This is a genomic window from Terrabacter sp. Soil810 (assembly GCF_001429645.1).
In the GTDB taxonomy this organism is placed as follows: Bacteria; Actinomycetota; Actinomycetes; order Actinomycetales; family Dermatophilaceae; genus Terrabacter.
Map to the genome: position 1 here is coordinate 1 of NZ_LMSW01000004.1, position 23,890 is coordinate 23,890.

The 23,890-nt window shown below is 73.4% G+C and carries 22 protein-coding genes; 9 read left to right on the forward strand and 13 right to left on the reverse strand.

What is annotated here, in order from left to right; translation table 11 throughout:
- Window positions 1-97 precede the first annotated feature (97 nt).
- Both ASG96_RS05145 and ASG96_RS05150 read left to right on the forward strand, forming a co-directional pair.
- Entirely contained in the window at window positions 98-1,558 is a 1,461-nt protein-coding gene (locus ASG96_RS05145; RefSeq protein ID WP_082591640.1) for an HNH endonuclease signature motif containing protein, read from the forward strand.
- Window positions 1,559-1,647: 89 nt separating this feature from the next.
- A complete protein-coding gene (locus ASG96_RS05150; RefSeq protein ID WP_057587085.1) occupies window positions 1,648-2,493 on the forward strand; it encodes a PHP domain-containing protein in 846 nt (281 codons plus the stop codon).
- Window positions 2,494-2,522: 29 nt separating this feature from the next.
- Here ASG96_RS05150 and ASG96_RS23105 read toward each other — a convergent pair whose 3' ends face one another.
- Window positions 2,523-2,684 carry a hypothetical protein gene (locus ASG96_RS23105; RefSeq protein ID WP_157610650.1) on the reverse strand — a complete coding sequence of 54 codons (162 nt, stop codon included), beginning with the start codon at window positions 2,682-2,684 and terminating at the stop codon, window positions 2,523-2,525.
- Window positions 2,685-2,775: 91 nt separating this feature from the next.
- Here ASG96_RS23105 and ASG96_RS05155 point away from each other — a divergent pair, with 91 nt between their 5' ends.
- Complete coding sequence (locus tag ASG96_RS05155) at window positions 2,776-3,738, forward strand: GlxA family transcriptional regulator (RefSeq protein ID WP_056755318.1); 963 nt, start codon at window positions 2,776-2,778, stop codon at window positions 3,736-3,738.
- Window positions 3,739-3,910: 172 nt separating this feature from the next.
- Window positions 3,911-5,140 carry a lipase family protein gene (locus ASG96_RS05160; RefSeq protein ID WP_082591651.1) on the forward strand — a complete coding sequence of 410 codons (1,230 nt, stop codon included), beginning with the start codon at window positions 3,911-3,913 and terminating at the stop codon, window positions 5,138-5,140.
- An 83-nt stretch (window positions 5,141-5,223) separates the two neighbouring features.
- On the opposite strand, the gene ASG96_RS05165 is transcribed toward ASG96_RS05160, so the two are convergent.
- Genes ASG96_RS05165 through ASG96_RS05190 form a run of 6 tightly spaced genes read right to left on the reverse strand, consistent with a single transcriptional unit; the run spans window position 5,224 to window position 12,042 of the window.
- Complete coding sequence (locus tag ASG96_RS05165) at window positions 5,224-6,651, reverse strand: tryptophan-rich sensory protein (protein WP_057587086.1); 1,428 nt, start codon at window positions 6,649-6,651, stop codon at window positions 5,224-5,226.
- A gap of 4 nt (window positions 6,652-6,655) precedes the next feature.
- Window positions 6,656-7,375 carry a CPBP family intramembrane glutamic endopeptidase gene (locus ASG96_RS05170; RefSeq protein ID WP_057587087.1) on the reverse strand — a complete coding sequence of 240 codons (720 nt, stop codon included), beginning with the start codon at window positions 7,373-7,375 and terminating at the stop codon, window positions 6,656-6,658.
- 8 nt (window positions 7,376-7,383) lie between these two features.
- Window positions 7,384-8,742: a deoxyribodipyrimidine photo-lyase gene (locus ASG96_RS05175; RefSeq protein ID WP_057587088.1), complete on the reverse strand. Its 1,359-nt coding sequence runs from the start codon at window positions 8,740-8,742 to the stop codon at window positions 7,384-7,386.
- Complete coding sequence (locus ASG96_RS05180) at window positions 8,742-10,019, reverse strand: cyclopropane-fatty-acyl-phospholipid synthase family protein (RefSeq protein ID WP_057587089.1); 1,278 nt, start codon at window positions 10,017-10,019, stop codon at window positions 8,742-8,744. Before ASG96_RS05180 ends, ASG96_RS05175 begins: the two co-directional genes overlap by 1 nt.
- Entirely contained in the window at window positions 10,016-10,771 is a 756-nt protein-coding gene (locus ASG96_RS05185) for a DUF1365 domain-containing protein (protein ID WP_057587092.1), read from the reverse strand. Before ASG96_RS05185 ends, ASG96_RS05180 begins: the two co-directional genes overlap by 4 nt.
- Complete coding sequence (locus tag ASG96_RS05190) at window positions 10,768-12,042, reverse strand: NAD(P)/FAD-dependent oxidoreductase (protein WP_057587093.1); 1,275 nt, start codon at window positions 12,040-12,042, stop codon at window positions 10,768-10,770. The genes ASG96_RS05185 and ASG96_RS05190 overlap by 4 nt, the downstream gene beginning before the upstream one ends.
- Window positions 12,043-12,200: 158 nt before the next feature.
- Between ASG96_RS05190 and ASG96_RS05195 the strand changes: the two genes are divergently transcribed.
- The 5 genes from ASG96_RS05195 to ASG96_RS05215 are packed head-to-tail and all read left to right on the forward strand — an operon-like array spanning window position 12,201 to window position 16,663.
- On the forward strand, window positions 12,201-12,656 hold the full coding sequence (locus ASG96_RS05195; protein WP_057587096.1) for an SRPBCC family protein: 456 nt from the start codon (window positions 12,201-12,203) through the stop codon (window positions 12,654-12,656).
- A 3-nt stretch (window positions 12,657-12,659) separates the two neighbouring features.
- Window positions 12,660-13,595, forward strand: a complete 936-nt coding sequence (locus ASG96_RS05200; RefSeq protein WP_056755340.1) for a MerR family transcriptional regulator — start codon at window positions 12,660-12,662, stop codon at window positions 13,593-13,595.
- 2 nt (window positions 13,596-13,597) lie between these two features.
- Window positions 13,598-14,407, forward strand: coding sequence for a cobalt-precorrin-6A reductase (locus ASG96_RS05205; RefSeq protein ID WP_082591641.1), 810 nt, complete (start codon window positions 13,598-13,600; stop codon window positions 14,405-14,407).
- A complete protein-coding gene (locus ASG96_RS05210; protein ID WP_082591642.1) occupies window positions 14,404-16,188 on the forward strand; it encodes a SulP family inorganic anion transporter in 1,785 nt (594 codons plus the stop codon). The genes ASG96_RS05205 and ASG96_RS05210 overlap by 4 nt, the downstream gene beginning before the upstream one ends.
- A gap of 10 nt (window positions 16,189-16,198) precedes the next feature.
- Window positions 16,199-16,663, forward strand: a complete 465-nt coding sequence (locus tag ASG96_RS05215) for an MOSC domain-containing protein (RefSeq protein WP_057587098.1) — start codon at window positions 16,199-16,201, stop codon at window positions 16,661-16,663.
- Here the strand turns inward: ASG96_RS05215 and cbiB are convergent.
- From cbiB to ASG96_RS05245, 6 genes are read right to left on the reverse strand one after another with little or no spacing between them, the layout of a single operon-like run.
- Complete coding sequence (gene cbiB / locus ASG96_RS05220; protein ID WP_057587102.1) at window positions 16,623-17,561, reverse strand: adenosylcobinamide-phosphate synthase CbiB; 939 nt, start codon at window positions 17,559-17,561, stop codon at window positions 16,623-16,625. The two genes, ASG96_RS05215 and cbiB, sit on opposite strands and share 41 nt — an antisense overlap.
- Entirely contained in the window at window positions 17,558-18,568 is a 1,011-nt protein-coding gene (cobA, locus tag ASG96_RS05225) for a uroporphyrinogen-III C-methyltransferase (RefSeq protein WP_057587105.1), read from the reverse strand. The genes cbiB and cobA overlap by 4 nt, the downstream gene beginning before the upstream one ends.
- A complete protein-coding gene (gene cobC / locus ASG96_RS24065; protein WP_057587107.1) occupies window positions 18,558-19,628 on the reverse strand; it encodes an Rv2231c family pyridoxal phosphate-dependent protein CobC in 1,071 nt (356 codons plus the stop codon). The genes cobA and cobC overlap by 11 nt, the downstream gene beginning before the upstream one ends.
- On the reverse strand, window positions 19,625-21,130 hold the full coding sequence (locus ASG96_RS24070; RefSeq protein WP_235509072.1) for a cobyrinate a,c-diamide synthase: 1,506 nt from the start codon (window positions 21,128-21,130) through the stop codon (window positions 19,625-19,627). Before ASG96_RS24070 ends, cobC begins: the two co-directional genes overlap by 4 nt.
- Window positions 21,127-21,738, reverse strand: a complete 612-nt coding sequence (cobO, locus tag ASG96_RS05240; protein WP_235506537.1) for a cob(I)yrinic acid a,c-diamide adenosyltransferase — start codon at window positions 21,736-21,738, stop codon at window positions 21,127-21,129. The genes ASG96_RS24070 and cobO overlap by 4 nt, the downstream gene beginning before the upstream one ends.
- Entirely contained in the window at window positions 21,738-23,843 is a 2,106-nt protein-coding gene (locus ASG96_RS05245; protein WP_057587109.1) for a VWA domain-containing protein, read from the reverse strand. Before ASG96_RS05245 ends, cobO begins: the two co-directional genes overlap by 1 nt.
- Between the last annotated feature and the right edge of the window lie 47 nt (window positions 23,844-23,890).

Sequence of the window (23,890 nt, forward strand, 5' to 3'; positions counted from 1 at the left end):
ATTCGCGGTCATCCACAGATCCTACTTCTCCCAAGCAGATATGCAGAACATGTGTTCTAATTGAGGAGTCGGCGACCCGAGCGGGAGGAGTGAGTTCGTGCCATTCCTCGACACCGGGCGTCCGGCGCCTGACGCGACTGCCGGTGGCAGCACCCTCAATCCCCGAGTGGTCTGGCTCCTCGGTCAGGCGAAGGCCCGCGCCGAGCGTGCGCAGGCGTCCAGCACGACGGTCTCGCTGGACGACGAAGCCGACGCGGTGCTGTCGCAGATCGAGCGTCTCGAGGTCCGGAAGGCTCGTCTCGAGGGCCGGATCGTCGACGCGTACGCTGCGCTGCACTCGATCGAGGAGCAGGCGCTCGCGCGGCTGACGACGAGCTCGCCGGTCCCGATCACGTCCGAGCAGGTCGCCGTCCAGGAGATCACCTGTGCGACCGGCGTGGGTGCGACGGAGGTCGCCCGCCGGCTCGAGCTCGCCCTGGCGCCGCGCCGGCATCGGGTGCTGCGCGAGCGGTTGCGGTCCGGGGCCGTCAGCCTCCAGCGGGCGCTGCGGATCGTCGTCGAGACGCGGGCTCTGGACGACGATGTCGTCCCCGACCTCGAGGCCACGGTGCTCGCTCCGGCGCCCGATGGCTCGGTGGCCTCGCAGAGACTCTTCGCGACGCGGTTGCAGCGATGCGTCCGCTCGGCGGACTCCCGTGCGGCGGAGGAGCGCCGCCGCTCGTCGGCCGTCCGTCGCACCGCCTACGGCCGCATCGTCGAGGACGGCATGGGGACGTTCACCGTCGTCGCGCCGGCCGAGCGCGTCGTCGGCGTGCTCGACCGGGTCGATGCCCTGGCCCGGGCGGCGCGCGCCGCCGGCGACGACCGCAGCCTCGACCAGCTGCGCAGCGACCTGCTCTGCGACCTCGCCCTCTTCGGAGTCGTCCCCTCCGGCGGCGACCTTGGCGTCGGGGACGGGCCCACGTGCTCGGGCTGGCTGTCGGATGCGGCACCGGCGACGGTCCGCCTCGTCGTGCCCTTCGAGGTCGCGGTCGGTCTGTCCGACGCCGCGTGCGAGCTGCCGGGCCACGGGTGGGTCACTGCCGCCCATGCCCGCCAGATCATGACCGCTCCGGGCTCCATGTGGCAGCGCCTCGCGGTCGACGTCTACACCGGCCGCACCCTCGAGCTCTCCACCGATTGCTACACCCCGACCCGCGAGATGGTCGAGCACGTCAGGGCGGTCGACGGCGTCTGCCGCGGGCCCGGCTGCCAGGTCACCGCCGACCGTTGCGACGTCGACCACCTCGTGCCCTGGCCGGTGGGGGCGACGCACATCTCAAACGTCGACTCCCTGAGTCGGGGCTGCCACAACGGCAAGACGGCCCGGGTCTGGCAGGTCCGGCGGGTCGACGACGACGGCATCTCGTGGACCTCGCCCGCAGGCCGGGACTACATCACCTACCCGAAGGACTGGCGTGAGGCACTCCGCGACCCCGGCTCGGGACCACCCCACCGCCACCCCACACCACGTCCAGGCCCGGCGCCTCGTCCACGTGACGATCCACCACCCTTCTGACGCCTCTCCGTCCCTCTACGTGCCTGTGTCGCGACAGGTGGGACGCCGGTGACCCGCACCGGGCTCGCCCGGTGCCCTAGCGTGGCGTGATGTCGCTTCCCGCGGACAGCCACGTGCACACCGAGTGGTCCTGGGACGCTGCGCGCGGGTCGATGGACCGCACCTGCGCGCGGGCGCTCGAGCTGGGTCTGCCCGCGGTCGCCTTCACCGAGCACGTCGACCACACCGTCTGGTCCCTCGACCGGTCGCACGTCGAGGCGGGTGCGCACCTGCTGTCGTTCACGTCGTCGGAAGGCCTGGTCACGCCGTCGCCCTTCGATGCCGCGGGCTACCTCGAGGCGGTCGCCGACTGTCGGGAGCGCTACCCGGCCCTGCGCATCCTCAGCGGGCTCGAGCTCGGCGAACCGCACCTGCACGCCGCGGCGGTCGCCCGGGTGCTCGCGGCCGGCACCTTCGACCGGGTCCTCGGCTCGCTGCACTGCCTGTCCGACGGGGACGGCTGGACCGAGCCCGGCGAGCTCTTCGGGCGCAGACCCGCGGCGGAGATCGTCCGCACCTACCTGCGCGACGTCGCGACCATGGTGGCGGCGGACGACACCTTCGAGGTCCTCGCCCACATCGACTACCCCGTCCGCTCCTGGGACGAGGCGACGGACGGCCCCTTCGAGCCGGCTGACTTCGAGGTCGAGTTCCGCCACGTGCTCGCGGCCGTGGCGGACGCCGGCAAGGCCCTCGAGATCAACACGGTGCTGCCGCTGCACCCGACGGTCGTCCGCTGGTGGCACGAGGCCGGCGGTGATGCGGTCACCTTCGGCAGTGACGCGCACGAGCCGGCGGAGCTGGCCCGCCGCTTCCGCGAGGCCTCGGACCTGGCCGAGGCCTGCGGGTTCCGCGCCGGCGCCGACCTGCACGCCCTCTGGCGACGCGTCGGCTGAGACCGGGTGCCGATGTGCCGCAGTCGAACTCAGCGGATGACGGGCACGTCGTGCAGCACGCGCTCGATGTCGCGGTCGACCTCGGCGTCTGCACCGAAGGGGGCCCGGGGCAGTGAGAACGTGCGACGGTGGTGCGGCTCGAGGGCCGCGACGATGGCGATGATCATGAGGATGAAGAAGATGATGTCCATGGCAGAAAGTCTGCGCTCATCAGGATCCCGCCACGAGTGGCAGAACTGTCGTTGATCGACAAGATCCTGCCAAACGTGCCATGCTGGCCGGATGCTGCGCACCATCGCCGTCATCGCCCAGGAGCCCGTGGCCATGTTCGAGCTCGGCGTCCTCTGCGAGGTCTTCGGCATCGACCGCACCGACGACGGCGTCCCGGCGTTCGACTTCCGGGTCTGCTCGTCGCGTCCCGGCGAGGTGCTGCGCACGACGAGCGGCATGAGCATCGTCGCGCCCTTCCCGCTCGAGGCGGCCCGCGGCGCCGACCTCGTCGCGATCCCGGGCGGGGCGGTCGACGGCCCCTACGACCCCGAGGTCCTCGACATCCTGCGCGAGACCGCGGACGGGGGCGGGCGCGTCCTGTCCGTGTGCTCGGGCGCCTTCCAGCTCGCGGCCGCCGGCCTGCTCGACGGTCGTGAGTGCACGACCCACTGGAGGTATGCCGCCCGGCTGGCCGACGAGCACCCGCGCGCCTGCGTGGACCTCGACGTCCTCTATGTCGAGGACGGTCCGGTCCTGACGAGTGCCGGCACGGCAGCAGGCATCGACGCGTGCCTCCACATCGTGCGCACCGAGCTCGGCTCCGAGGTGGCGACCCGCATCGCGCGGCGCATGGTGGTCCCGCCGCACCGCTCCGGCGGTCAGCGCCAGTTCGTCGAGACCCCACTCCCGTCCGAGCCGTGCGAGGGCCTCCAGGACGTCATGGAGTGGGTGGCCGAGCGCCTCGACGAGGAGCACTCGATCCCGTCACTCGCCAGGCGGGCGGCCATGTCCGAGCGCACCTTCGCGCGCCGCTTCACCGCCGAGGTCGGCACGACCCCGCACAAGTGGCTCACGAGCCAGCGGGTACTCCGGGCCCGCCACCTGCTCGAGTCGACGGACCTCGACGTCGAGCGGATCGCGCGCGAGAGCGGCTTCGCCACTGCTGCGGTGCTGCGCCACCACTTCCAGCGGGAGATCGGCATCCCGCCCGTCGCCTACCGCCGCGCCTTCACGAAGCAGCCGGCCTCGGCCTGACCACGCGAGCGTCGTATCACGGACTATCGACGCGACGCTAGACGACCGCAGACGACGACAGAACGCCGCGGAGCCCCGCGCCGTCTCGGCGCGACATGCATGGTTACCGCCAGTAGGTTACTGGTGAGTGGACGCCACCGACGTCGTCCCCCCGCCTGAGGAGCACGCCGCCATGCCTCGTTCGACGCTTCGCCTGTCCCGCACCCGCCGTGTCGTCGGTGTCGTCGTGCTCGCCGTCGCCGCCGCGCTCATGTCCCCGGTCACCACGGCCCGGGCTGCAGGCTTCTACGACCCGCCGAACCCCGTCACGGCGTCCCCCGGCGCGGTGCTCAAGGCGGAGCCGATGACGTTCTACGTCGACCCGCTCGGGGCCGTGCCCTCGACCGCGCGCGCCACCCGCGTCATGTACGCCACGCGCGACCGCAGAGGCGCCCCGATCGCCGTCACGGGCACCGTCCTCGTGCCCCCGGTCCCGTGGGTCGGTGCGGGCCAGCGTCCGGTCATCGGCTACGCCGCCGGCACCCAGGGCATGGGTGACCAGTGCGCCCCGAGCCGTCAGCTCGCCGCCGGGTCGGAGTACGAAGGCGCCTTCATCTCCGGTCTGCTGACCCGCGGCTATGCCGTGGCTATGACCGACTACCAGGGCCTCGGCACGCCCGGCACCCACACCTACATGGTCCGCGAGGCCCAGGCGCACGCCGTCCTCGACATGGTCCGTGCCGCCCAGCGACTCCCCGGCACCGGCCTGCCGACGAACGGCCCGGTCATGCTCGCCGGCTACAGCCAGGGTGGTGGTGCCACGGCAGCCGCCGTCGAGCTGGCGCCGACCTACGCGCCCGAGCTCCGGCTCGAGGGTGCCGTCGCCGGCGCCGTGCCCGCCGAGCTCGGGGCCGTCGCCGACCACCTCGACGGCAGCCTCTACTCGGCCTTCGCGCTCTATGCCGTCGCCGGCCAGTCCGCCGCCTACGGGGTCGACCTCGACAGCTTCCTCAACGCCCGGGGCACCTCGGTCATCGCAGCCGTCAAGGGCGAGTGTGTCGCCGAGTCGATCGCGCTGCACGCCTTCACCCGCTCGAGCGACCTGACCAGGGACGGCCGCTCCCTCACCGAGCTCGCCGCGTCGGAGCCGTTCCGTTCGATCATCGCCGACCAGCGCATCGGGCGGCTCAAGCCCGCCGTCCCGGTGCTCGTCACGCACTCGGTCCTCGACGACGTCATCCCGTACGCCGTCGGGCGCGGTCTCGCGCGCGACTGGTGCGACCGCGGCGCGAATGTCGCCTTCTCGGCCAACATCACCCCGACCCACGTCGGCGGGGCCGTGCCGTCGTTCGCCAAGCAGTACGCCTTCCTCGAGGCGCGCGTCTCCGGGCTCCCGCAGGTCTCCGACTGCTGGTGGCTCTGACCGGTCAGGTTGCCGGCAGCAAGCACCAGGGTCTCCCTGGTCCGCCGTGCGTCGACCGCGCCACGCCATCGCCGATGTCCGCGTCAGCGGTTGCGGCGGGCGATCGCGATCGAGAGCGCGGTCGCGAACCCGCACCACACGGCATACGGCGACAGGGCGATCCCGGCGCCCTTGCTGACGGTGCCGGCGCGCCGGGCGAGGTCGGCCGAGCTCGCGGTGAGCAGCGCGGCCTCGGCGGCGGCGACCCACGGCTTGCGCACGCGCCAGAAGACCACGCTCCACGCCGTGTTGAGGGCCAGGTTGGTGCCGAAGGCCTTGAGGTAGGCGTTGCGACCCTCGGTGTCACCGGCCTTGTCGTACGCGTTGAGCGCCGTCGCCGAGGTCGCCGCGATGTCGGCGTAGAGCGCGGTCCACACGACGGGGAAGGCGAGCGTCGGCGGCTGCCAGTCGGGCAGGTCGAGCGAGCGGTACCACGCCGAGTCCGGTTGCGTCGCAAGGGAACCCACGACCGCGCTCGCAACCGTCGCGGCACTCGTCAGGGCGAGGTTGCGCATCGCGGTGTCGGGCTGGGCCGTGCGCATGGCCGAGCGGACGGCGGTGTCGAAGTCGGTGAAGCCGCCGGGCACGTCCACGTGCTCGAGCAGGTCGTTCTCCTTGGCGACGACCTCGTGGACGAGGCTGCCGACGAGCGGTTTGGCCAAGCCCGCCGAGATGGGGGTGACGAGGCCGACCCAGTGGCTCGCGAGACGCGGGGTCAGCACGGGCACGGTCACGACGACCGGTCGGCGCCGTCCCGTCGCGTCGGAGAAGCGCGCGATCATCTCGCGGTAGGTCAGGACCTCGGGACCGCCGATGTCGAAGGTGCGGTTGACCTCCGGCGGCAGGCTCCCGGCGCCGACGAGCAGCGTCACGACGTCGTCGATGGCGATCGGCTGGATCTCGTTGTCGAGCCACTTCGGCGCGACCATCGCCGGCAGCCGGGTCGTGAGGTAGCGCAGCATGTCGAACGACGCCGAGCCGTCACCGAGCACGACGGCAGCCTGGAGCACCGCGGTCGGCACGCCCGAGCCGAGCAGGATGCGGCCGACCTCGACGCGTGAGGCGAGGTGCGGCGAGAGGACCTCGTCGTCGGGGTGCAGGCCGCCGAGGTAGACGATGCGCGAGACCCCGGCCTCCTTGGCCGCCTCCGCGAAGTGCGTCGCCGCCTCGCGGTCGCGCTCCTGGAAGTCGGGCTGGTCGTCCATCGAGTGCACGAGGTACCACGCCGCGTCGACGCCCTCGAGCGCTCGGCGCATGTCGTCGGCGGACCCGACGTCGCCCTCGGCGACCTCGACCCGGTCGACCCACGGCTTGTCGTCCATCGAGCCCCGGCGTCGGGTGAGCACCCGCACGGTCCAGCCCCCGTCGAGCAATCGCGGGACCACCTGTCCGCCGACGTAGCCGGAGGCACCGGTCACGAGGGCCCGGCGCGCGGTGGTGTCGGGGGTGGTGTCGTTCGGGGTGGCAGTCATGGGGTCACCTGGTCAGCTCGAGGGTGGGTGGGAGGAGTAGGAGCATCCCGGTCGACCACACGACGTGCGTGATGATCGGCCCGAGGAAGCCCCCGGTGACGCGGCGCTGCAGGGCCGTCACGAGGCCGATGACGGTAGCTGCCAGGACGAGCAGCGGGATGCCGCTGCCCACGGTGGTCAGGGCGTAGAGCACGGTCGTCAGGGTCACCTGGTGGCGCGGGAGGGCGGCGTAGAGCGCGCCGCGGAAGTAGAGCTCCTCGACGACGCCGTTGACGAAGGTGATGGCGAGGACGGCCGCGAACGCCCCGAACCGCGCGTGGTCGAGCAGCTGGTCGACGGGCTCGCGCAGCACCGGGATGCGTGCCACGACCAGCGCGCCGACGAGGAAGAGGAGGAGCAGGAGCACGCCGAGCACGAGGGACTGCACGATCGGCCGCGCCCTCTCACCCCGACGCGTGTGACCCATGCCGGCGTGCAGGGGACCCGACAGCAGGGCACCGACGAGCCACACTCCCGCGAGGGTGAGCGTCGCGACGTAGAAGAGCGGGTCGCCCGGCGTGATCCGCAGCGCCCAGGCCAGCACCGCGGTCCCGACGACGAAGGTGAGCGCCACGACGACCTGACGGCGCCGGAAGACGTCGTCGGGATCGCGGTGGTCGCGGTCGACCTTCTCGATGAGCGCGGCGTTGACGAACGCACGCAGCTCGGTCACGGGGCCCCGCATCTCGCCTCCTAGCCTCGGGCGCGCTCGTAGCGGGCCAGGGTCTCCCTGCGCTCGTCGTCGTGGTCGACGACCGGCCGGGGGTAGTCCTGGTCGTACCCGTTGTCATGCTTCCACGGCTCGTGGGCCGCGGCACCCGGCAGGTGCGCCAGCTCGGGGACCCAGCGCCGGACGTAGTCGCCGTCGGGGTCGAACTTCCTCCCCTGCGTCACCGGGTTGAAGACCCTGAAGTAGGGCGACGCGTCGGTGCCGGTGCCCGCGACCCACTGCCAGCCGTGGTTGTTGGAGGCGATGTCGCCGTCGACGAGGTGGTCGAGGAAGTGCTGCGCGCCGACGGGCCACCACACGTGGAGGTCCTTGGTGAGGAAGCTCGCCGTGATCATCCGGACCCGGTTGTGCATCCAGCCCTCCTCGAGCAGCTGGCGCATCCCGGCGTCCACGACCGGGTAGCCGGTGCGCCCCTCGCGCCACGCGTCGACGAGCCGGTCGGTCTCGGCGCCGGAGTCGTAGGGCAGCCTCGCCAGCTCGGGCCGCAGGTCGTGCCACGCCGAGTCGGGGTGGTGCCAGAGCACGTCGGCGTAGAACTCGCGCCAGATCAGCTCGGTGACGAAGGTGCTCGCGGCCTGCGAGCGCCCCGCGGAGTGCGCCGCGATGTCGGCGAGCAGGGTGCGCGGGTGGATCTCGCCGTACTTCAGAGGTGCCGACAGCCTGCTCGTGGTGTCGAGGTCGGGTCGGTCGCGTTCCTTGTCGTACGCCGTCAGCCCGTCGTGGAGGAAGCGGTCCCACCGCTTGAGCGCGGCGGCCTCGCCGGCCTCCAGGTGGGGAGCCTCCGGCAGGGTGTCGCTGCGCACGTCGTCGCGCAGCCACGGGATGCGCTTCGGGCGGCCGGCCGGCGCAGGCCGCCCGTGCTGGTGCCACGCCTTGGAGAAGGGGGTGAAGACCTTGTACGGCGAGCCCGACTGGTTGACGATGCGACCCGGTCCGACGGCATACGGCGTGCCGGTGGCGACGAGCCGGCGTCCCTCGTCGGCCAGTGCCTTCTCGACGGCCTCGTCACGGCGGCGGCCGTAGGGCGTCGTCTCGCGGGAGACGTGCACCTGCTGCGCGCCGACCTCCGCGGCGAGCGCGGGGATGACGTCGACGGGGTCACCGCGCCGGACGACGAGGGCGCCACGGGTGTCCTTCGACAGCGACGCGAGGGAGGCCAGCAGCCGCCGGGTGCGGGGAGTCTCGGTCTCGAGCAGACGCGGGTCGAGGACGAACACGGGCAGCACGTGGCTCGCCGCGTCGACGGCCGCGAGCAGCGCCGGGTGGTCGTTCAGGCGCAGGTCGCGCCGGAACCACAGGATCGACGTCGTCGCCGGTGCCATCACGAGGCCGCGGCCGTGGCGCCCTCGCGCTCGAAGCGCACCTGGGCGACGTCGAGATACCCCGTCGCGAAGCCCGCCTCGCAGTAGGCGAGGTAGAACTCCCACTTGCGGCAGAAGGTCTCGTCGAAGCCGAGGGCGTGGACCTCGGGCCAGCGGGCGAGGAACGTCTCGCGCCAGCGCCGCAGGGTCTCGGCGTAGTCGGTGCCGAAGGCCTCGACGGCCGACATCCGCAGCGTCGTCGCGGCGTCGGTCGTCTCGCTCATCGCCTGGAGGCTCGGGATCAGCCCGCCGGGGAAGATGTGCTTCTGGATCCAGCCGTAGGAGTGCTTCGTCGCCATGAGCCGCTCGTGCGACATGAGGATCGCCTGGACGGCGGCGATGCCGCCCCGGGCGAGGCGCTCGTCGATGGTGCGGAAGTAGGTCTCCCAGTACTCCTCGCCGACGGCCTCGATCATCTCCACGCTGACGACGGCGTCGTAGACGCCCTCGACCTCGCGGTAGTCCTGGATCCTGATGTCGACGCTGTCGGCGAAGCCGGCGTCGGCGACACGCCGGCGGGCGAGCGCCGCCTGCTCCTTGGAGAGCGTCACGCTCGTCACCGTGGCCCCGCGGCGCGCCGCCTCGAGGGCGAGCGTGCCCCAGCCGGTGCCGATCTCGAGCACCCGCGTGTCCTGGCCCACCTTGGCCATGTCGAGGATCGCGTGCACCTTGCGCAGCTGGGCCTGCTCGAAGGACTGCGTGCGCAGCGGCTCGTCCTCGTCGAAGATCGCCGAGCTGTAGCTCATCGTCTCGTCGAGGAAGGTCGCGAAGAGGTCGTTGGACAGGTCGTAGTGCGCCTCGATGTTGCGGCGCGAGCCGAGCAGCGAGTTGTTCTGGATGCTCGGGATCCGGCGGTCGACGAAGCCCCGCAGCCGCAGCCAGCCCCCCGGGACCGCCGTCGTCATGCGCTCGGCGAAGGGCATGAGCAGCTCGGCGAGGTCGGTGCCCTCGGCCGCCTTCCAGTCGCCGGCCATGTAGGCCTCGCCGATGCCGATCTTCGGGTGGTGGGCCAGCCGCTCGAAGACCGCGGTGGGGCGCACGATCTCGAGCCCGGGGCGGTCGGCGCGGCGCGTGCCGCCGCCGAGCAGCGAGCCGTCGGGCATGACGACGTCCACCGGCACGCGCTTGGCGACCTGGGCGAGGATGCTGCGGGCGAGGCGGGCGCGCACGCACAGCACACGCAGGGTGGGTCGGCGCAGGCACAGCGGTTGGGCCATGGTGGGGGACAGGGCGGTCATCGGACAGCCTCCTTGGAGTGGCGGGGGCGGGGCACGACGGGCAGGCGGCGCAGCCACAGGCGGATGCCGTGGACCCGGATGAGGGCGGTCACCCTCTGCGTGACGAGGCCGTGACGGCGGACGAGGCGGAGCAGTGCGCGGGGCGTGGCCGGCTCCGGGGTGCCGCGGGTGACGGCGGTCATGACGCGCTCGCCGTCGCGGTCGAGGGCCACGGTCACGCTGACGGCATCGGGCTCGAGGACGAGGCGGACGGCATACTCCCCGCGGGTGTCGTTGAAGGGGGAGACGTAGAACGCCTTGTCGACGGTCGCCGTGCCGTCGTCGTGGACGTCGAGGAGGTATGCGTGGCGCTCGCCGTACGTGTTGTGCACCTCGAAGACGACGGCGAGGAGCGAGCCGTCGGGGCGCAGGCACCAGAAGACCGAGAGCGGGTCGAAGGTGTGGCCGAGGACCCGCGCGTTCGCGAGCATGAGCACGCGGTCGTCAGCGGCCAGTGTCACGCCCCGTGCCGTCAGGAACCGCTCGACGTCACCGCGGATGCCGCCCCCGAGCCGACCCCCGTCGAGGTGGTCGCGGACGTCGAAACGGGCGAGGAGCCTTGTCGGCCAAGGGAGTCGCGGCAGGTCGTCCACGTCGACCAGCCACTGGTAGTGGCCGTGGGTGAAGCTGTGGTGGAGCGGCGTGCGGCGCGAGTGGGCCACGGTGCCGTCGACGAGGGCAGGCACCGTGGGTGGCGTCAGGACGGCCGTCACCAGCGCACCCCGAAGGACTCGGCGGCTTCCACGCCGGAGCGGCAGCCGTCCTCGTGGAAGCCCCAGCCGAGGTGCGCGCCGGCGAAGGCCAGGCGCTCGCCGCCGCCCTCGCGCAGGCGCGACGCGGCCTCGACGGCCTCGCGGGTGAAGATCGGGTGGTCGTAGGACATCCGCGCCGTCACGAGCGACTCGTCGATGCTGCGAGCGGGGTTGAGCGTCACGACGTGGTCGTCGGCGTCGGTGATGCCGTGGAGGCGGTTCATCCAGTAGCTGACGGTGACGTCGGGGGCCGGCGCGTCGCACGCGTGCATGCGGTAGTTCCACGAGGCCTTCGCCTGGCGCGGCTTCGGCAGGACCGAGGAGTCACGGTGCAGCCAGGTCTCGTTGCGGGAGTAGCGGATCGCGGAGAGGTCACCCTTCTCGTCGGGTGTCGCGTCGGCGAGCAGGTCGAGGGCCTGGTCGGCGTGGGTGGCGACCACGACACGGTCGAAGGTCGTCGTGTGCCCGTCGCGCACCAGCACGTCGACGCCGTCGTCGTGCCTCGTCACGGCGGTCACCGGGCTCTCCCTGCGCACATCGGGCAGACGCTCGACGAGCCGGTCGACGTAGGTCGCCGACCCGCCGGTGACGGTGCGCCACGTGGGCGACCCCGTCACCGTCAGCATGCCGTGGTGGTCGAGGAACCGGAAGAGGTGACGCGCCGGGTAGGAGGTCGCGTCGAGGTCGCCGCACGACCAGACGCAGGCCACGAGCGGGATGGCGAAGTGGCGCACGAAGTAGTCGGAGAAGCCTTGCGCTGCAAGGAACTCGCCCCATGTCGGGTCCTGCGACTCGTCGGCCAGAAGGGCGCACGCGGCGGCGTGGAAGCGCGGCACGTCACGCAGCATCCGGATGAAGCGCGGGTCGGCGAGGCGGCGCTTCTGGGCGAACATCCCCCGGGGTCCGCGCCCACCGGCATACGACAGCCCGCAGCCCTCGCACGTGATGCTCATGCTCATCTCGGTGGGCTGGGTCGGCACGTCGAGCTCGCGGAAGAGGCGGAGCAGGTGCGGGTAGGTCTTCTCGTTGTGGACGATGAAGCCGCTGTCGATGCGCAGGCTGCCGTCGCGACCGGGGACGTCGTGGGTGTGCGCGTGGCCGCCGAGCCGCGAGTCGCCCTCGAAGAGGGTGACGTCGTGGGTGGCGCCGAGCACGTGCGCGGCGGTCAGGCCGGACACTCCGGCCCCGATCACCGCTGCGGTCGGTCGGGTGTTGCGGTTCGGTCGAGTCACCGAGGCCTCCTGGCTGATGTGGTCCCGTGTGGTTCGGCGCGACGCCCCGACCGGATGGTTCGACTGTTCAGAGGGATGGTTCTCGAGAGGTTGCGTTGTCCATCCTTCGTCCACACCGTAGAGTGGCTGTTCAAGGTCTGTCAAAGGTTGGAGAAGGCATGGACATCGAGCGCAGCGTCACCGTCGGACATCCGGTCGACCGCGTCTTCGCCTACCTCAGCGACTTCACCAACACCACCGAATGGGACCCCGGAACCGTCCGCACCGAGCGGGTGGCGGGCGAGGGCGGGGTCGGCACGCGCTATCACAACGTGTCGAAGTTCCTCGGTCGCGAGACCGAGCTCGACTACCTCGTCGTCGAGTGCGTGCCCGGCGAGCGGTTCGCGCTCCGAGGCGAGAACGCGACGGTCGTCGCGAAGGACACCATGACCTTCGTGCGTACGGTGACGGGGTCGGGCGCCACACCCGGTGAGGGCACGACCGTCACCTACCGGGCCGACTTCGAGTTCAAGGGCCTGGCGAAGTTCATCGCCCCGCTGTTCGCTCCGGCCTTCAAGAAGCTCGGCGACGAGGCCGAACAGGGGATGCGCGACGCGTTGGGCAGGTTGGGGTAGTCGATGTACACCATCAAGCGTGCCGCCGAGCTGACCGGGATCAGCGTCGCCACCCTCCGCGCGTGGGAGCGTCGCTACGGCGTCGTCAGCCCGCAGCGCTCCGACGGCGGCTACCGCCTCTACGGTCCCGAGGACGTCCGCGCCCTCGCGATCATGAACTCCCTCGTCAACGAGGGCTGGTCGGCCCGCGAGGCCGCTGCCGAGACGACGCGTCGGCTCTCCAGCCGCGACCCCGCCGGCCGCGAGACCCCCTTCGGCCGCGGTGACCGCGAGAGCCGGGCCAGCCGCGTCGCGCCCCTGCGCCCCGGCGGCCGCTACCAGTCCGAGGACGCCGAGGCGTTCATACGGGCGGCCGAGCGGCTCGACTCCGCGTCGGCGACGGCCGTCCTCGACGCCCGTTTCGCGCTCGGCACCTTCGAGCACGTCGTCGACGACTGGCTCATGCCGACCCTCCAGCTCGTCGGTGAGGCGTGGGCGCACGGTCGCCTCACCGTCGCCGGCGAGCACCTCGTGTCGTATGCCGTCCAGCGCCGTCTCGCAGCCGCCTACGAGGCCGCGTCGGGCCGGGTCGACGGCCCGACCCTGCTCATCGGCCTGCCGCCCGGCGCCCGCCACGAGCTCGGCCTGCTCGCCTTCGCCGTGGCCGCCCGGCGCGCGGGCTTCGCGACCGTCTACGTCGGCGCCGACCTGCCGGCCGAGGACTGGCTGCGCGCCATCGAGGCCCGTCGGGCGAGCGGCATGGTCATGGCCGTGCCGCGCGACATCGACATCACCGCGGCCCAGGAGATCGTCGACACCGTGGGCCGCGCCCATCCCGAGGTCGTCATCGGGCTCGGCGGCAGCCAGCAGAACGAGATCAGCGGTCCTTGCGTGCACCTCGGCCACTCCATCACCGTCGCCGTGGGCGAGATGACGCGCCGGCTGCGCGTCCCCGCCTGACCGTGCACGTCCTCGTCCTCGGGGGCACCGGTGAGGCGCGAGACCTCGCCGCCCGCCTCGTCGAGCGCGGGGACTCCGTCGTGTCGAGCCTCGCGGGCCGGGTCAGCGCGCCGGCGCTGCCCGTCGGCGAGGTGCGCACCGGAGGCTTCGGTGGGGTCGAGGGTCTGGCCGACCACCTGGTCGACCGCCGCTACGACGTGGTCGTCGACGCCACCCACCCCTTCGCCGCGCAGATCACCGGCAACGCCGTCGCCGCGTGCGCCCGGGCCGGGGTGCCGCTCGTGCGCCTCCAGCGGCCGGGGTGGACCCGGCACCCGCTCGCCGGCGAGTTCACGTGGGTCGACGACGTCGAGTCCGCGCGTGTCGCGGCCGAGGGTCTCGGGGTCAGGCCCTTCCTCACGACCGGGCGCCAGCAGCTCGACACCTTCGCCGTCTGGGACGACCGCTACGTCCTGGCCCGCGTCGTCGACCCGCCCGACTGGGACGTCCCGGCGGGCTGGGAGGTCCTGCGGGCCCGAGGGCCCTACCCGTATGCCGCCGAGCGCGACCTCCTCGAGAGCCGGGCCGTCGACGTGCTCCTGACCAAGGACTCCGGCGGCGCCCTCACCGAGGCCAAGCTGGGCGCAGCCCACGACCTCGGCGTGCCCGTCGTCGTCGTGCGCCGGCCACCGGTCCCCGACGGGGTCCGCGTCGTCGAGACGGTGGGGGAAGCCGTCCGGGCCATGGAGGTCACGGGGGCCAGGGGGCCATCGGGGCGGTCGACGCGAAACCAGCCTGACGGCAGACGCCCTCGCGTACGGTTCGAGAGGTGACGGCGGACCTGCAGCAGCGGGCACGGTGGGAGCGGCTGCTCCCGGGGGTGGCCGTCCTGCGCCGCTACGACAAGGTGTGGCTGCGCGGCGACGTGCTCGGCGGCATCACGGTCGCCGCCTACCTCGTGCCGCAGGTGCTCGCGTACGCCGAGGTGGCCGGGCTGCCCGCGGTCAGCGGGCTCTGGGCCGTCGGTCCGGGGCTGCTCGTCTACGCGGTGCTCGGGTCGTCGCGACAGCTCTCCGTCGGGCCCGAGTCGACGACGGCCCTGATGACGGCCGCCGGCGTCGGCGCGCTGGTGACGGCGGCCGGCGGCATGGCGATGCGGCAGGAGATGGCGGCCCTCCTCGCGATCGCCGTCGGGCTCATCTGCCTCGTCGGGTTCGTCGGGCGGCTCGGCTTCCTCGCCGACCTGCTCTCCAAGCCCGTGCTCGTCGGCTACATGGCCGGCATCGCCGCGCTCATGATCGTCAGCCAGATCGGCAAGCTGACCGGGCTCCACGTCGAGGGCGACTCCTTCCTCCAGGAGCTGAGGTATGCCGTCACGCATCTCCGCGACGTCCACGTGCCGACGCTGCTGCTCGCCCTCGGGGTGCTCGTGGTCCTCTTCGCGTTCCAGCGCTTCGCGCCGCACTGGCCGGGGCCGCTCATCGCGATGCTCGGGTCGACGGTGCTCGTCGCCGTCCTCGACCTCGCCGACCGGTTCGGGATCACGCTCGTGGGTCCCGTACCGCAGGGACTTCCCGATTTCACCGTGCCGGACGTCTCGGCGGTGGACGTGTGGGCCCTGCTCCCGGCGGCCCTCGGCGTCGCGGTCGTCGCCTACTCCGACAACGTGCTCACCGGGCGGGCCTTCGCGGGGCGCCACCGCGAGACCATCGACAGCAACCAGGAGTTCCTCGCCCTGGGCGGCGCCAACGTCGCGACCGGTCTGCTGCAGGGCTTCCCGATCAGCTCGAGCGGCAGTCGCACCGTCATCGCCGACTCCATGGGGGCGCGCACCCAGCTGCACTCCCTCGTCTCGCTCGTCCTCGTCGTCGCGACCCTGCTGTGGCTCGGACCCGTGATCGCAGCCTTCCCGACCGCGTCCCTCGGCGCCGTGGTCGTCTATGCCGCCGTGCGTCTCGTCGACATCCCCGAGATGCGGCGCATCGGGGCTTTCCGGCGCAGCGAGCTCGTGCTGGCGCTCTCGACGACGGCCGCCGTGCTCCTCTTCGGGGTGCTGCCGGGCATCGGCGCGGCGATCGCGCTGTCGGTGCTCGACCTGCTGCGACGCATCGTCCACCCGCACGACGGTGTGCTCGGCTACGTGCCCGACGTCGCGGGCATGCACGACATCGACGACCACCCGAACGCCGTGCAGGTGCCCGGGCTCGTCGTCTACCGCTACGACTCGCCCCTCTTCTTCGCCAACTCCGACGACTTCGTGACGCGCGCCATCCAGGTCGTCGACGAGGCGAGGCACCACGGCCGGGTCGAGTGGTTCCTGCTCAACGCGGAGGCCAACACCGAGGTCGACCTCACGGCGGTCGACGCCCTCGAGACGCTGCGCTCGACGCTCTCGGACCGCGGCATCCGCTTCGCGATGGCTCGGGTCAAGGAGGACATGCGCCTGTCGCTCGACGCCGGCGGGTTCGTCGAGAAGGTGGGCGCCGACCTGATCTTCCCGACCCTGCCCACCGCCGTCGCTGCGTATGCCGCGTGGTACGAGCGCGAGCACGGCGCGGGGCCGCCGGGGCTGCGCATCCCACCCGTCCCGACGCAGCCGGAGACCGATGCCTAGCCTGGTCGACATGCACCCCGAGCCGCCCACCGAGACCCCGACGGTCGTCGCCATCCACGTCGCGAAGGGGCGCCGGCTGCCGACGCGCTCGGTGCCGAGCGTCGAGGCGGAGGCGGGAGCGGGCCTCGTCGGCGACCGCTACCACGGCAGCAAGCACCGGCACGTGACGATCCAGTCGCTGCCCGACCTCGAGGCGGCCGCCGCCGAGCTCGGGCGCCCGGTGGACCCGGGCCTGACGCGCCGCAACATGACGATCTCAGGCGGCGCGATCCCGACGAGGCCGGGAGATCGCATCACGATCGGCGACGTCGAGCTCGAGGTCGTGCGCATCGCCGCACCCTGCCGGCTGCTCGATGACAACCTCGGCCCCGGTGCGGCGCGGGCCCTGCACGCCCGGGCCGGGACGGTGTTCCGCCTGTTGACGTCCGGGACGATCAGCGTCGGCGACGAGGTCGGCCTCGAACCGACCAGATGACGGCGACGACGAGCGATCCCGCGCCCACCCGGCGGGCGAGTCGGGTGGCCGGGGCGATGTCCTGGACGCTCGCCACCGGCCCGTCGCCGAGGGTGCCACGGTCCTCGACCAGGCCGTCGTACGCGTTGGACCCGCCGAGCCGCACCCCGAGGACGCCGGCGAAGGCCGCCTCGACGACGCCGCCGTTGGGGCTCGGGTGGGCCGGGGCGTCGCGCCGGATCGCCGCCCAGCCCCGCAGCGCCCGCTCGCGCGACCCCGCGCCCGCCAAGGCCATGGCGGCGGCAACCCGTGCCGGGACCCAGTTGGCGCCGTCGTCGAGTCTCGCTGCGGCCCAGCCGAACTCGCGGTAGCGGTCGTTGCGGTGCCCGACCATCGCGTCGAGGGTGTTGACGGCGCGGTAGCCGAGCAGGCCCGGGACGCCGAGCAGACCGCCCCAGAGGAGCGGGGCGACGACGGCGTCGGAGGTGTTCTCGGCGAGGGACTCGATGCAGGCGCGGGCGACCTCGTCGCCGTCGAGCCGTGTGGTGTCCCGGCCGACGAGGTTGCGCACCTGCACCCGGGCGGCGTCGAGGTCACCTCGGCGCAGCTGGTCGTCGATGGTGGCGGCCTCGCGCGTCAGGGATCGACCGCCGAGCACGGCCCACGTCGCGGCGGCGGTCACGAGGGTGTGGACGACATCGCTGCGCCGGGCGGTGCGCTCCGCCACAGCGCCGAGACCGGCCGTGGCGGCCACGAGCAGCGCGACGTGCGCGACCCCGTCGGCGCGCCGGGCGGCATACGTCCTCTGCTCGAGAGCCGTTGCGACCGAGCCGAACCCGGCCACCGGGTGCCAGCGACCCGGGTCGCCGACCGCCTGGTCGAGCGCCCAGCCGAGGGCGAGCCCGAGGGGTCGGCTCATCGCAGGACGTCGAGCGCCGCGACGTCGCCGATCACGACGACGGCAGGCGCCGAGAGACCGTCGCGTCGGGCCGTCGCGTCGATCTCCGAGAGTGGGGCCCGGACGGTCCGCATGCTCGGCAGGCCGGCGTCCGCGACGACGGCGGCGGGCGTCGTCGGCGGCAGGCCCTCGGCGACGAGGGTGTCGGCCACCGCCCCGAGCGTCGCGACGCCCATGAGCACGACGAGGGTGGTGCGGCTGCGGGCGATGGCTGCCCAGTCCAGCGTGCTGCGCGGGTCGCCCGGCGGCACGTGCGCGCTGACGACGGTGAAGCCCTGCACGAGGCTGCGGTGCGTCACGGGGATTCCGGCGAGGGCGGGTGCGGCGATGCTCGACGAGATGCCCGGGATGACGACGACGGGGATGCCGCGCGCCACGCAGGCCTCGGCCTCCTCGCCGCCCCGGCCGAAGACGAAGTTGTCGCCCCCCTTGAGTCGCAGGACGTTGCGCCCCGCGAGCGCGTGCTCGACGAGGAGGTCGTTGATGCGTTCCTGAGGGGTGAACTCGCCACGCGGGATCTTTCCGACGTCGACCACGTGCACGTCGTCGCGAGCGTGACGCAGCGCGCTCAGCGGTGCGAGACGGTCGTGCACGATGACATCGGCCTGCCGGATGGCCTCGATGCCCGCGACGGTCAGCAGCCCCGGGTCGCCGATCCCGCCACCGAGGAGCGTCACCGTTCCGACCGACGAGTCGCCCTGGGCGACAAGGGGTTCGGTGGGTGGGGCGGGAGAGGTCGACGGTTCCCCACGGAGGACGACGTCGTATGCCGTCGAGTCGGCCTGTGTGTCCGGGGTGACGAGTCCGCGCTCGGCGAGGTCGCGCAGCGAGGTGGGCAGGTCGGCCAGGGCGGCGCCGACGCTCACGCGGGCCCCGTCGCGCAGCAGCGCGTGGACGGTCGCGACCGAGTGCGGTCCGATCTGCGCGACGAGGACCGACAGGCCGGCGAAGCTCAGCTCAGGCGACATGGCGCAGTCTCCTCAGGTCGTCGAGCGCCGCGGCGACGGCGCGCGAGGTCTCGGGGTCGCGGACGGCGAGGCGGACCCACGTCGGCCCGAGTCCGGGGAAGGTCTCGCCGCGTCGCACGGCGATCCCGAGACGGGCGAGGTCCTCCCGGACCGAGGCGTCGCCGAGCGGGCTCGTGTCGACGAGGACGAAGGGTGCGGCCGAGGATGCTCCGGTGCTGAGCCCGACGGCAGCGAGCTCGCGCACGAGGACGGCGCGGTCGCCGGCGAACGCGACCGCTGCGGCCTCGGCCTCGGCGACGGCGCGCTCTGACAGGCAGGCGACGGTCGCAGCGACTGCAGGGCTCGAGACCGACCACGGTGGCTGTGCCTCGCGGAGGGCGGCGACGAGGGCGGGGTCGCCCACGACGTAGCCCGCGCGCAGGCCGGCCAGCCCCCAGGTCTTCGTCAGCGACCGGATGACGAGCAGGCCCTCGAGGTCCGCTCCGATGAGCGACTCGGGCTCGCCGGGAACGGCGTCCATGAAGGCCTCGTCGACGACGACGACCCGCCCCGGACGACGCAGCGCCCGCAGGTCGTCGGCCGGGTGGAGGACGCCGGTCGGGTTCGTCGGGTTGCCGACGACGACGAGGTCGGAGTGGGCGTGGTCGCCGGACGGGGAGAAGGTGGCCGGGTCGAGGCGGAAGCCGTCGTCGCGCTCCAGCACCCACCGCATGACGGGGCGCCCGGCGGCGGCGAGCGCGGCCTCCGGCTCGGTGAACTGCGGGTGCACGACGACCGGACGGTAGCCGGCCACGGCTCGGGCGACGAGCGTGAACGCCTCGGCCCCGCCTGCGGTCGGCAGCACGCACGCCGGGTCGACGCGGTGTCGTGCCGCGATGGCCAGGACCGCGGGGGTGGGGTCGGGGTAGCGGCCCAGGTCGCGGAGCGAGCCCGCGATGACGTCGGCGAGCCACGGCGGCGGGGCGGGCAGGCGGACGTTGACGGCGAGGTCGACGAGGCCCGGGGCGGCGTCGCGGTCGCCGTGGTGGTGCAGGTCGACGAGACCTTCGCCGTCGCTCACGACGCCCTCCGGCGCGAACCCGCGCCGACGGCATACGCGTGCACGGCGTCGGCGAAGCGGACGGCGAGCCGGGGGTGGCCCGCCCAGTGGGTGTGGAGGTAGGAGGCGTGCAGCGTCGCTCGGCCGGTGTCGGCGGGGTCGAGGGCGAAGCCGTCGGGTGTGCCGTCGAGCAGCCACCCCGCCGTGGCCGACCCCGCGTCGCCGCCGACCGTCGTCCGGTGGAACTCGTGGCCGGTCACGCGCGTGCCGGCCACCCCGAGCACCGAGTCGCCGGGCGCGACCGCGGTGCGGTAGCCGAGCGTCAGGCGGGGGCCCATCGCCCCGACGGCCGGGATGGCGCCGACCATCTCGTGGCCGTCGACGGACTCGGACAGGTAGAGCATCCCGGCGCACTCGGCGACCGTCGGCAGTCCCGCCCGCACGGCGCGCAGGATCTCCTGTCGCAGCGCCGAGTTTGCGGACAACGTCTCGGCGTGCACCTCGGGGAAGCCGCCGCCGAGGTAGAGCCCGGCGGTGCCGACGGGGAGCGACCGCGCGTGGAGCGGGTCGAAGACGACGGGCTCGAGGCCCGCCGCCCGGAGCAGCTCGTCGGTCTCGGCGTAGCGGAAGGTGAAGGCGCGGCCGCCGGCGACGGCCACGACCGGGCGCCGGCCCACCGCGGACGTCCGGGCACCGCCCCCCAGGGCGGCGACGGGGTCCCACGCCGGGACGTCGAGATCGGGAGCGGACCGGGCGATCGCCAGCACGGCGTCGAGGTCGACGTGCTCGGCCACGCGCTCGGCGAGGAGCCGCACCGAGCGGGCCGCCTCCTCGCGCTCGGCGGCAGGCACGAGCCCGAGGTGACGGGACGGTGCCTCGATGCCCGCGTCGCGCGGCAGCACGCCGAGCACGGGGACACCGGTGGCCTCGAGCGCCGACCAGACCTCGCGCATGTGCCGGCCGGACGCCGCCTTGTTGAGCACGACCCCGGCCACGTGGACGCCGGGCTCGAAGGTCGCGAGGCCGTGGACGATCGCCGCGGCGGTGCGGGTCATGTGGCTGACGTCGAGAGCGAGCACGACCGGTGTGCGCGTGAGGGTCGCGACGTGCGCGGTCGATGCGTAGCCGTCCCCGCCGATGCGGCCGTCGAAGAGCCCCATGACGCCCTCGATGACGGCGACGTCGGTCGTCCCGTTCGCCGCCGCACCGTGGACCAGGAGTGGAGCGACGCGGTCCTGCCCGCAGAGGAAGGGGTCGAGGTTGCGGCCGGGGCGGCCCGTCGCGAGCGAGTGGTAGCCGGGGTCGATGAAGTCGGGCCCCACCTTGAACCCGGACACGCCCAGCCCCCGAGCGCGCAGCGCTGCCATGAGCCCGGTCGCGACCGTCGTCTTGCCGTGCCCGGAGCCGGGGGCGGCGACGACGAGGCGCGGCAGCACGGTGGCGCCGGTCTGCTCCGGCTCGGCCGGGAGGCGGCCGAGCGCCACGCCGACCGCCGCGTCGACCGCGCTGCTGAAGGCGCTCACCACTCGATCCCCCTCTGCCCCTTCTGCCCTGCGTCGAACGGGTGCTTCACCTTCGTCATCTCGGTGACGAGGTCGGCGAGGTCGAGGACCCCCGCCGGGCATCGGCGGCCGGTGATGACGACGTGCTGGTGACCCGGACGGTCGCGCAGCGTCGCCACGACGTCGTCGACGTCGATCCACCCCCAGACCATGGGGTAGGTGAACTCGTCGAGCACGTAGACGGCGTGCGTCTCGGCGGCGAGCCGGCGCTTGATCTCGGCCCAGCCCTCGCGGGCCGCCTCGGCGTGGTCGTCCGCGGTGCCCTCCTTGCGGGTCCACGACCAGCCGGCGCCCATCTTGTGCCACTCCATGGGGCCGCCCCTGCCGGTCTCGCGGTGCAGCTCGGCGAGCGTCTCGACCGCGGTCTGCTCGCCGATGCGCCACTTCGCGCTCTTGACGAACTGGAACACGCCGACCGACCAGCCCTGGTTCCAGCCGCGCAGTGCCAGGCCGAAGGCGGCGGTCGACTTCCCCTTGCCGTCACCGGTGTTGACGATGAGCAGCGGCCGGTTGCGGCGCTGACGGGTCGTGAGCCCGTCCTCGGGCACGGTGGTCGGCTGCCCGCGCATCAGGCAGCCCTCCCGGTCGTCGGGCGGCCGTCGACGGTGGCGCGCGCTGCCCCGACGATCGCCGCGGCGGCGAGCTCGCCGACGGGCAGGTGCTCGGCGCCGAGGTGCTCGGCGAGCCGGGCGGCCAGGCCCATCCGGAAGCGACCCGACTCGCAGTCGAGGACGACGCTCTCGACCCTCTCGTGCCGCAGCTGCGTGGCGACGCGGGCGGCCCGACCCAGTGCGTCGGTGCCGCTCGTGGCCCGGCCGTCCGTGACGACGACGAGGAGCGCGCGCCGGTTCGGGTCGCGCAGGCGCTCGACGCGCAACGTGTCGTATGCCGTCACGAGCCCTTCCGCGAGCGGCGTCCGTCCGCCGTGGGGGAGGTCGCGCAGCCGGCGGGCGGCGATGTCGACCGATCCGGTCGGCGGCAGGGTGAGCTCGGCGCCGGACCCGCGGAAGGTCACGAGCCCGACCTTGTCGCGCCGCTGGTAGGCGTCGAGCAGCAGGGACAGCACCGCCGACTTCACGGCCTCCATGCGCCGGCGGGCGGCCATCGACCCCGACGCGTCGACGCAGAGCAGCACGAGGTTCGACTCGCGGCCCTGCAGGACCGAGCGGCGCAGGTCGCGGGGCAGCACGCGCAGCCGGGCGCCCGTGCCGGCCTCGCCGCGTGCGGCGGCGGCGCGGATCGTCGCAGGCAGGTGGACGGGCCCGGTGGTGGCGCTCGTCGAGCCGACGCGGCGGCCGGTGCTCGTCAGGGCGGCTGAGCGCCGGCCGGGGTCCCCGTGGCCGATCCCCTTGGCACGCAAGAGCTGTGCCCGGTAGGGCTCCTCGGCGGCGCTCACTGCTGAAGCCGTGGGCACCTCGCGCTTGCCGCCAGCGCTGCTCTCGCCGGGTCCCGGCTCGAGCTCGGAGCGCTGGGGCTCGGGCTGTCGATCCGGCTCGCGGTCCCCGGCGTGTGCCCTCTCCGACGACGTGCTCGGCTGCGCCTCGCCGCCGAGAGCGTCGTCGTGGTCGCCTGGCTCTGGTTCGCCGCCGTCGCCCGGACCCGGGTCGGGCTCGGGCTCCGGACCGGGCGCGTCGTCGCCGAGGAGCTGGTCGAGGAGGTCCTCGTCGAGGCCGGGGGAGTCGAACGGGTTGCGGCGCCGGCGATGCGGCAGGGCCAGCCGGGCAGCGGCCCGGACGTCGGCGACGGTGACCGTCGTGCGGCCCGACCACGCCGCGTGCGCAACGGCAGCCCGGGCCGTGACGATGTCGGCGCGCAGGCCGTCGACCTCGAAGGCGGCGCACACGGTCGCGATCTTCGTCAGCACCTCGTCGGTCAGCGTGACCGCGCCGACCCTCGACCGAGCGTCGGCGATCCGCCCGCGCAGCGCCTGCTGGTCGTCCTCGAACCGCGCCACGAACGCGCCGGGCGACGCGTCGAAGGCCAGCCGGCGGCGTACGACCTCGGCGCGCAGCGCGGGCTCCCGGGGCGCGGCGACCTCGACGGTCAGGCCGAAGCGGTCGAGCAGCTGCGGGCGCAGCTCGCCCTCCTCGGGGTTCATCGTGCCGACGAGCACGATGCGTGCGGCGTGCGAGACGGAGACCCCGTCGCGCTCGACGGTGTTGCGGCCCATCGCCGCCGCGTCGAGGAGCAGGTCGACGAGGTGGTCGTGGAGGAGGTTGACCTCGTCGACGTAGAGGATGCCGCGGTTCGCGGCCGCGAGCAGCCCCGGCTGGTATGCCGTCTCGCCGCGTCCCAGCGCCCGCTCGAGGTCGAGCGACCCGACGACGCGGTCCTCGGTCGCGCCGATGGGCAGCTCGACGAGGCGAGCGGCGCGTGTGCCGGCCTCGGCGCCGACGTCGTGCGGTCCGTCGGGGCAGCCGGCGCCGTCACCGGGGGCGCAGCCGAAACGGCAGCCGCTGACGACCGCCTGACGGGGGAGCACGGCGGCGAGGCCACGCACCATCGTCGACTTCGCCGTGCCCTTCTCGCCGCGCACGAGCACGCCGCCCACCTCGGGCGAGACGGCCGTGAGGACGAGCGCCAGGGCCAGGTCGTCGGAGCCGACGACGGCCGAGAAGGGGAAGATGCCGGGGCGTGACCCGGTGTGGTCAGGGTCGTTCGAACCGTCGCGCACGTGACTGCGAGCCTCCTGCGGGTGCCGCGCCCGCGTCGGTGGACCGG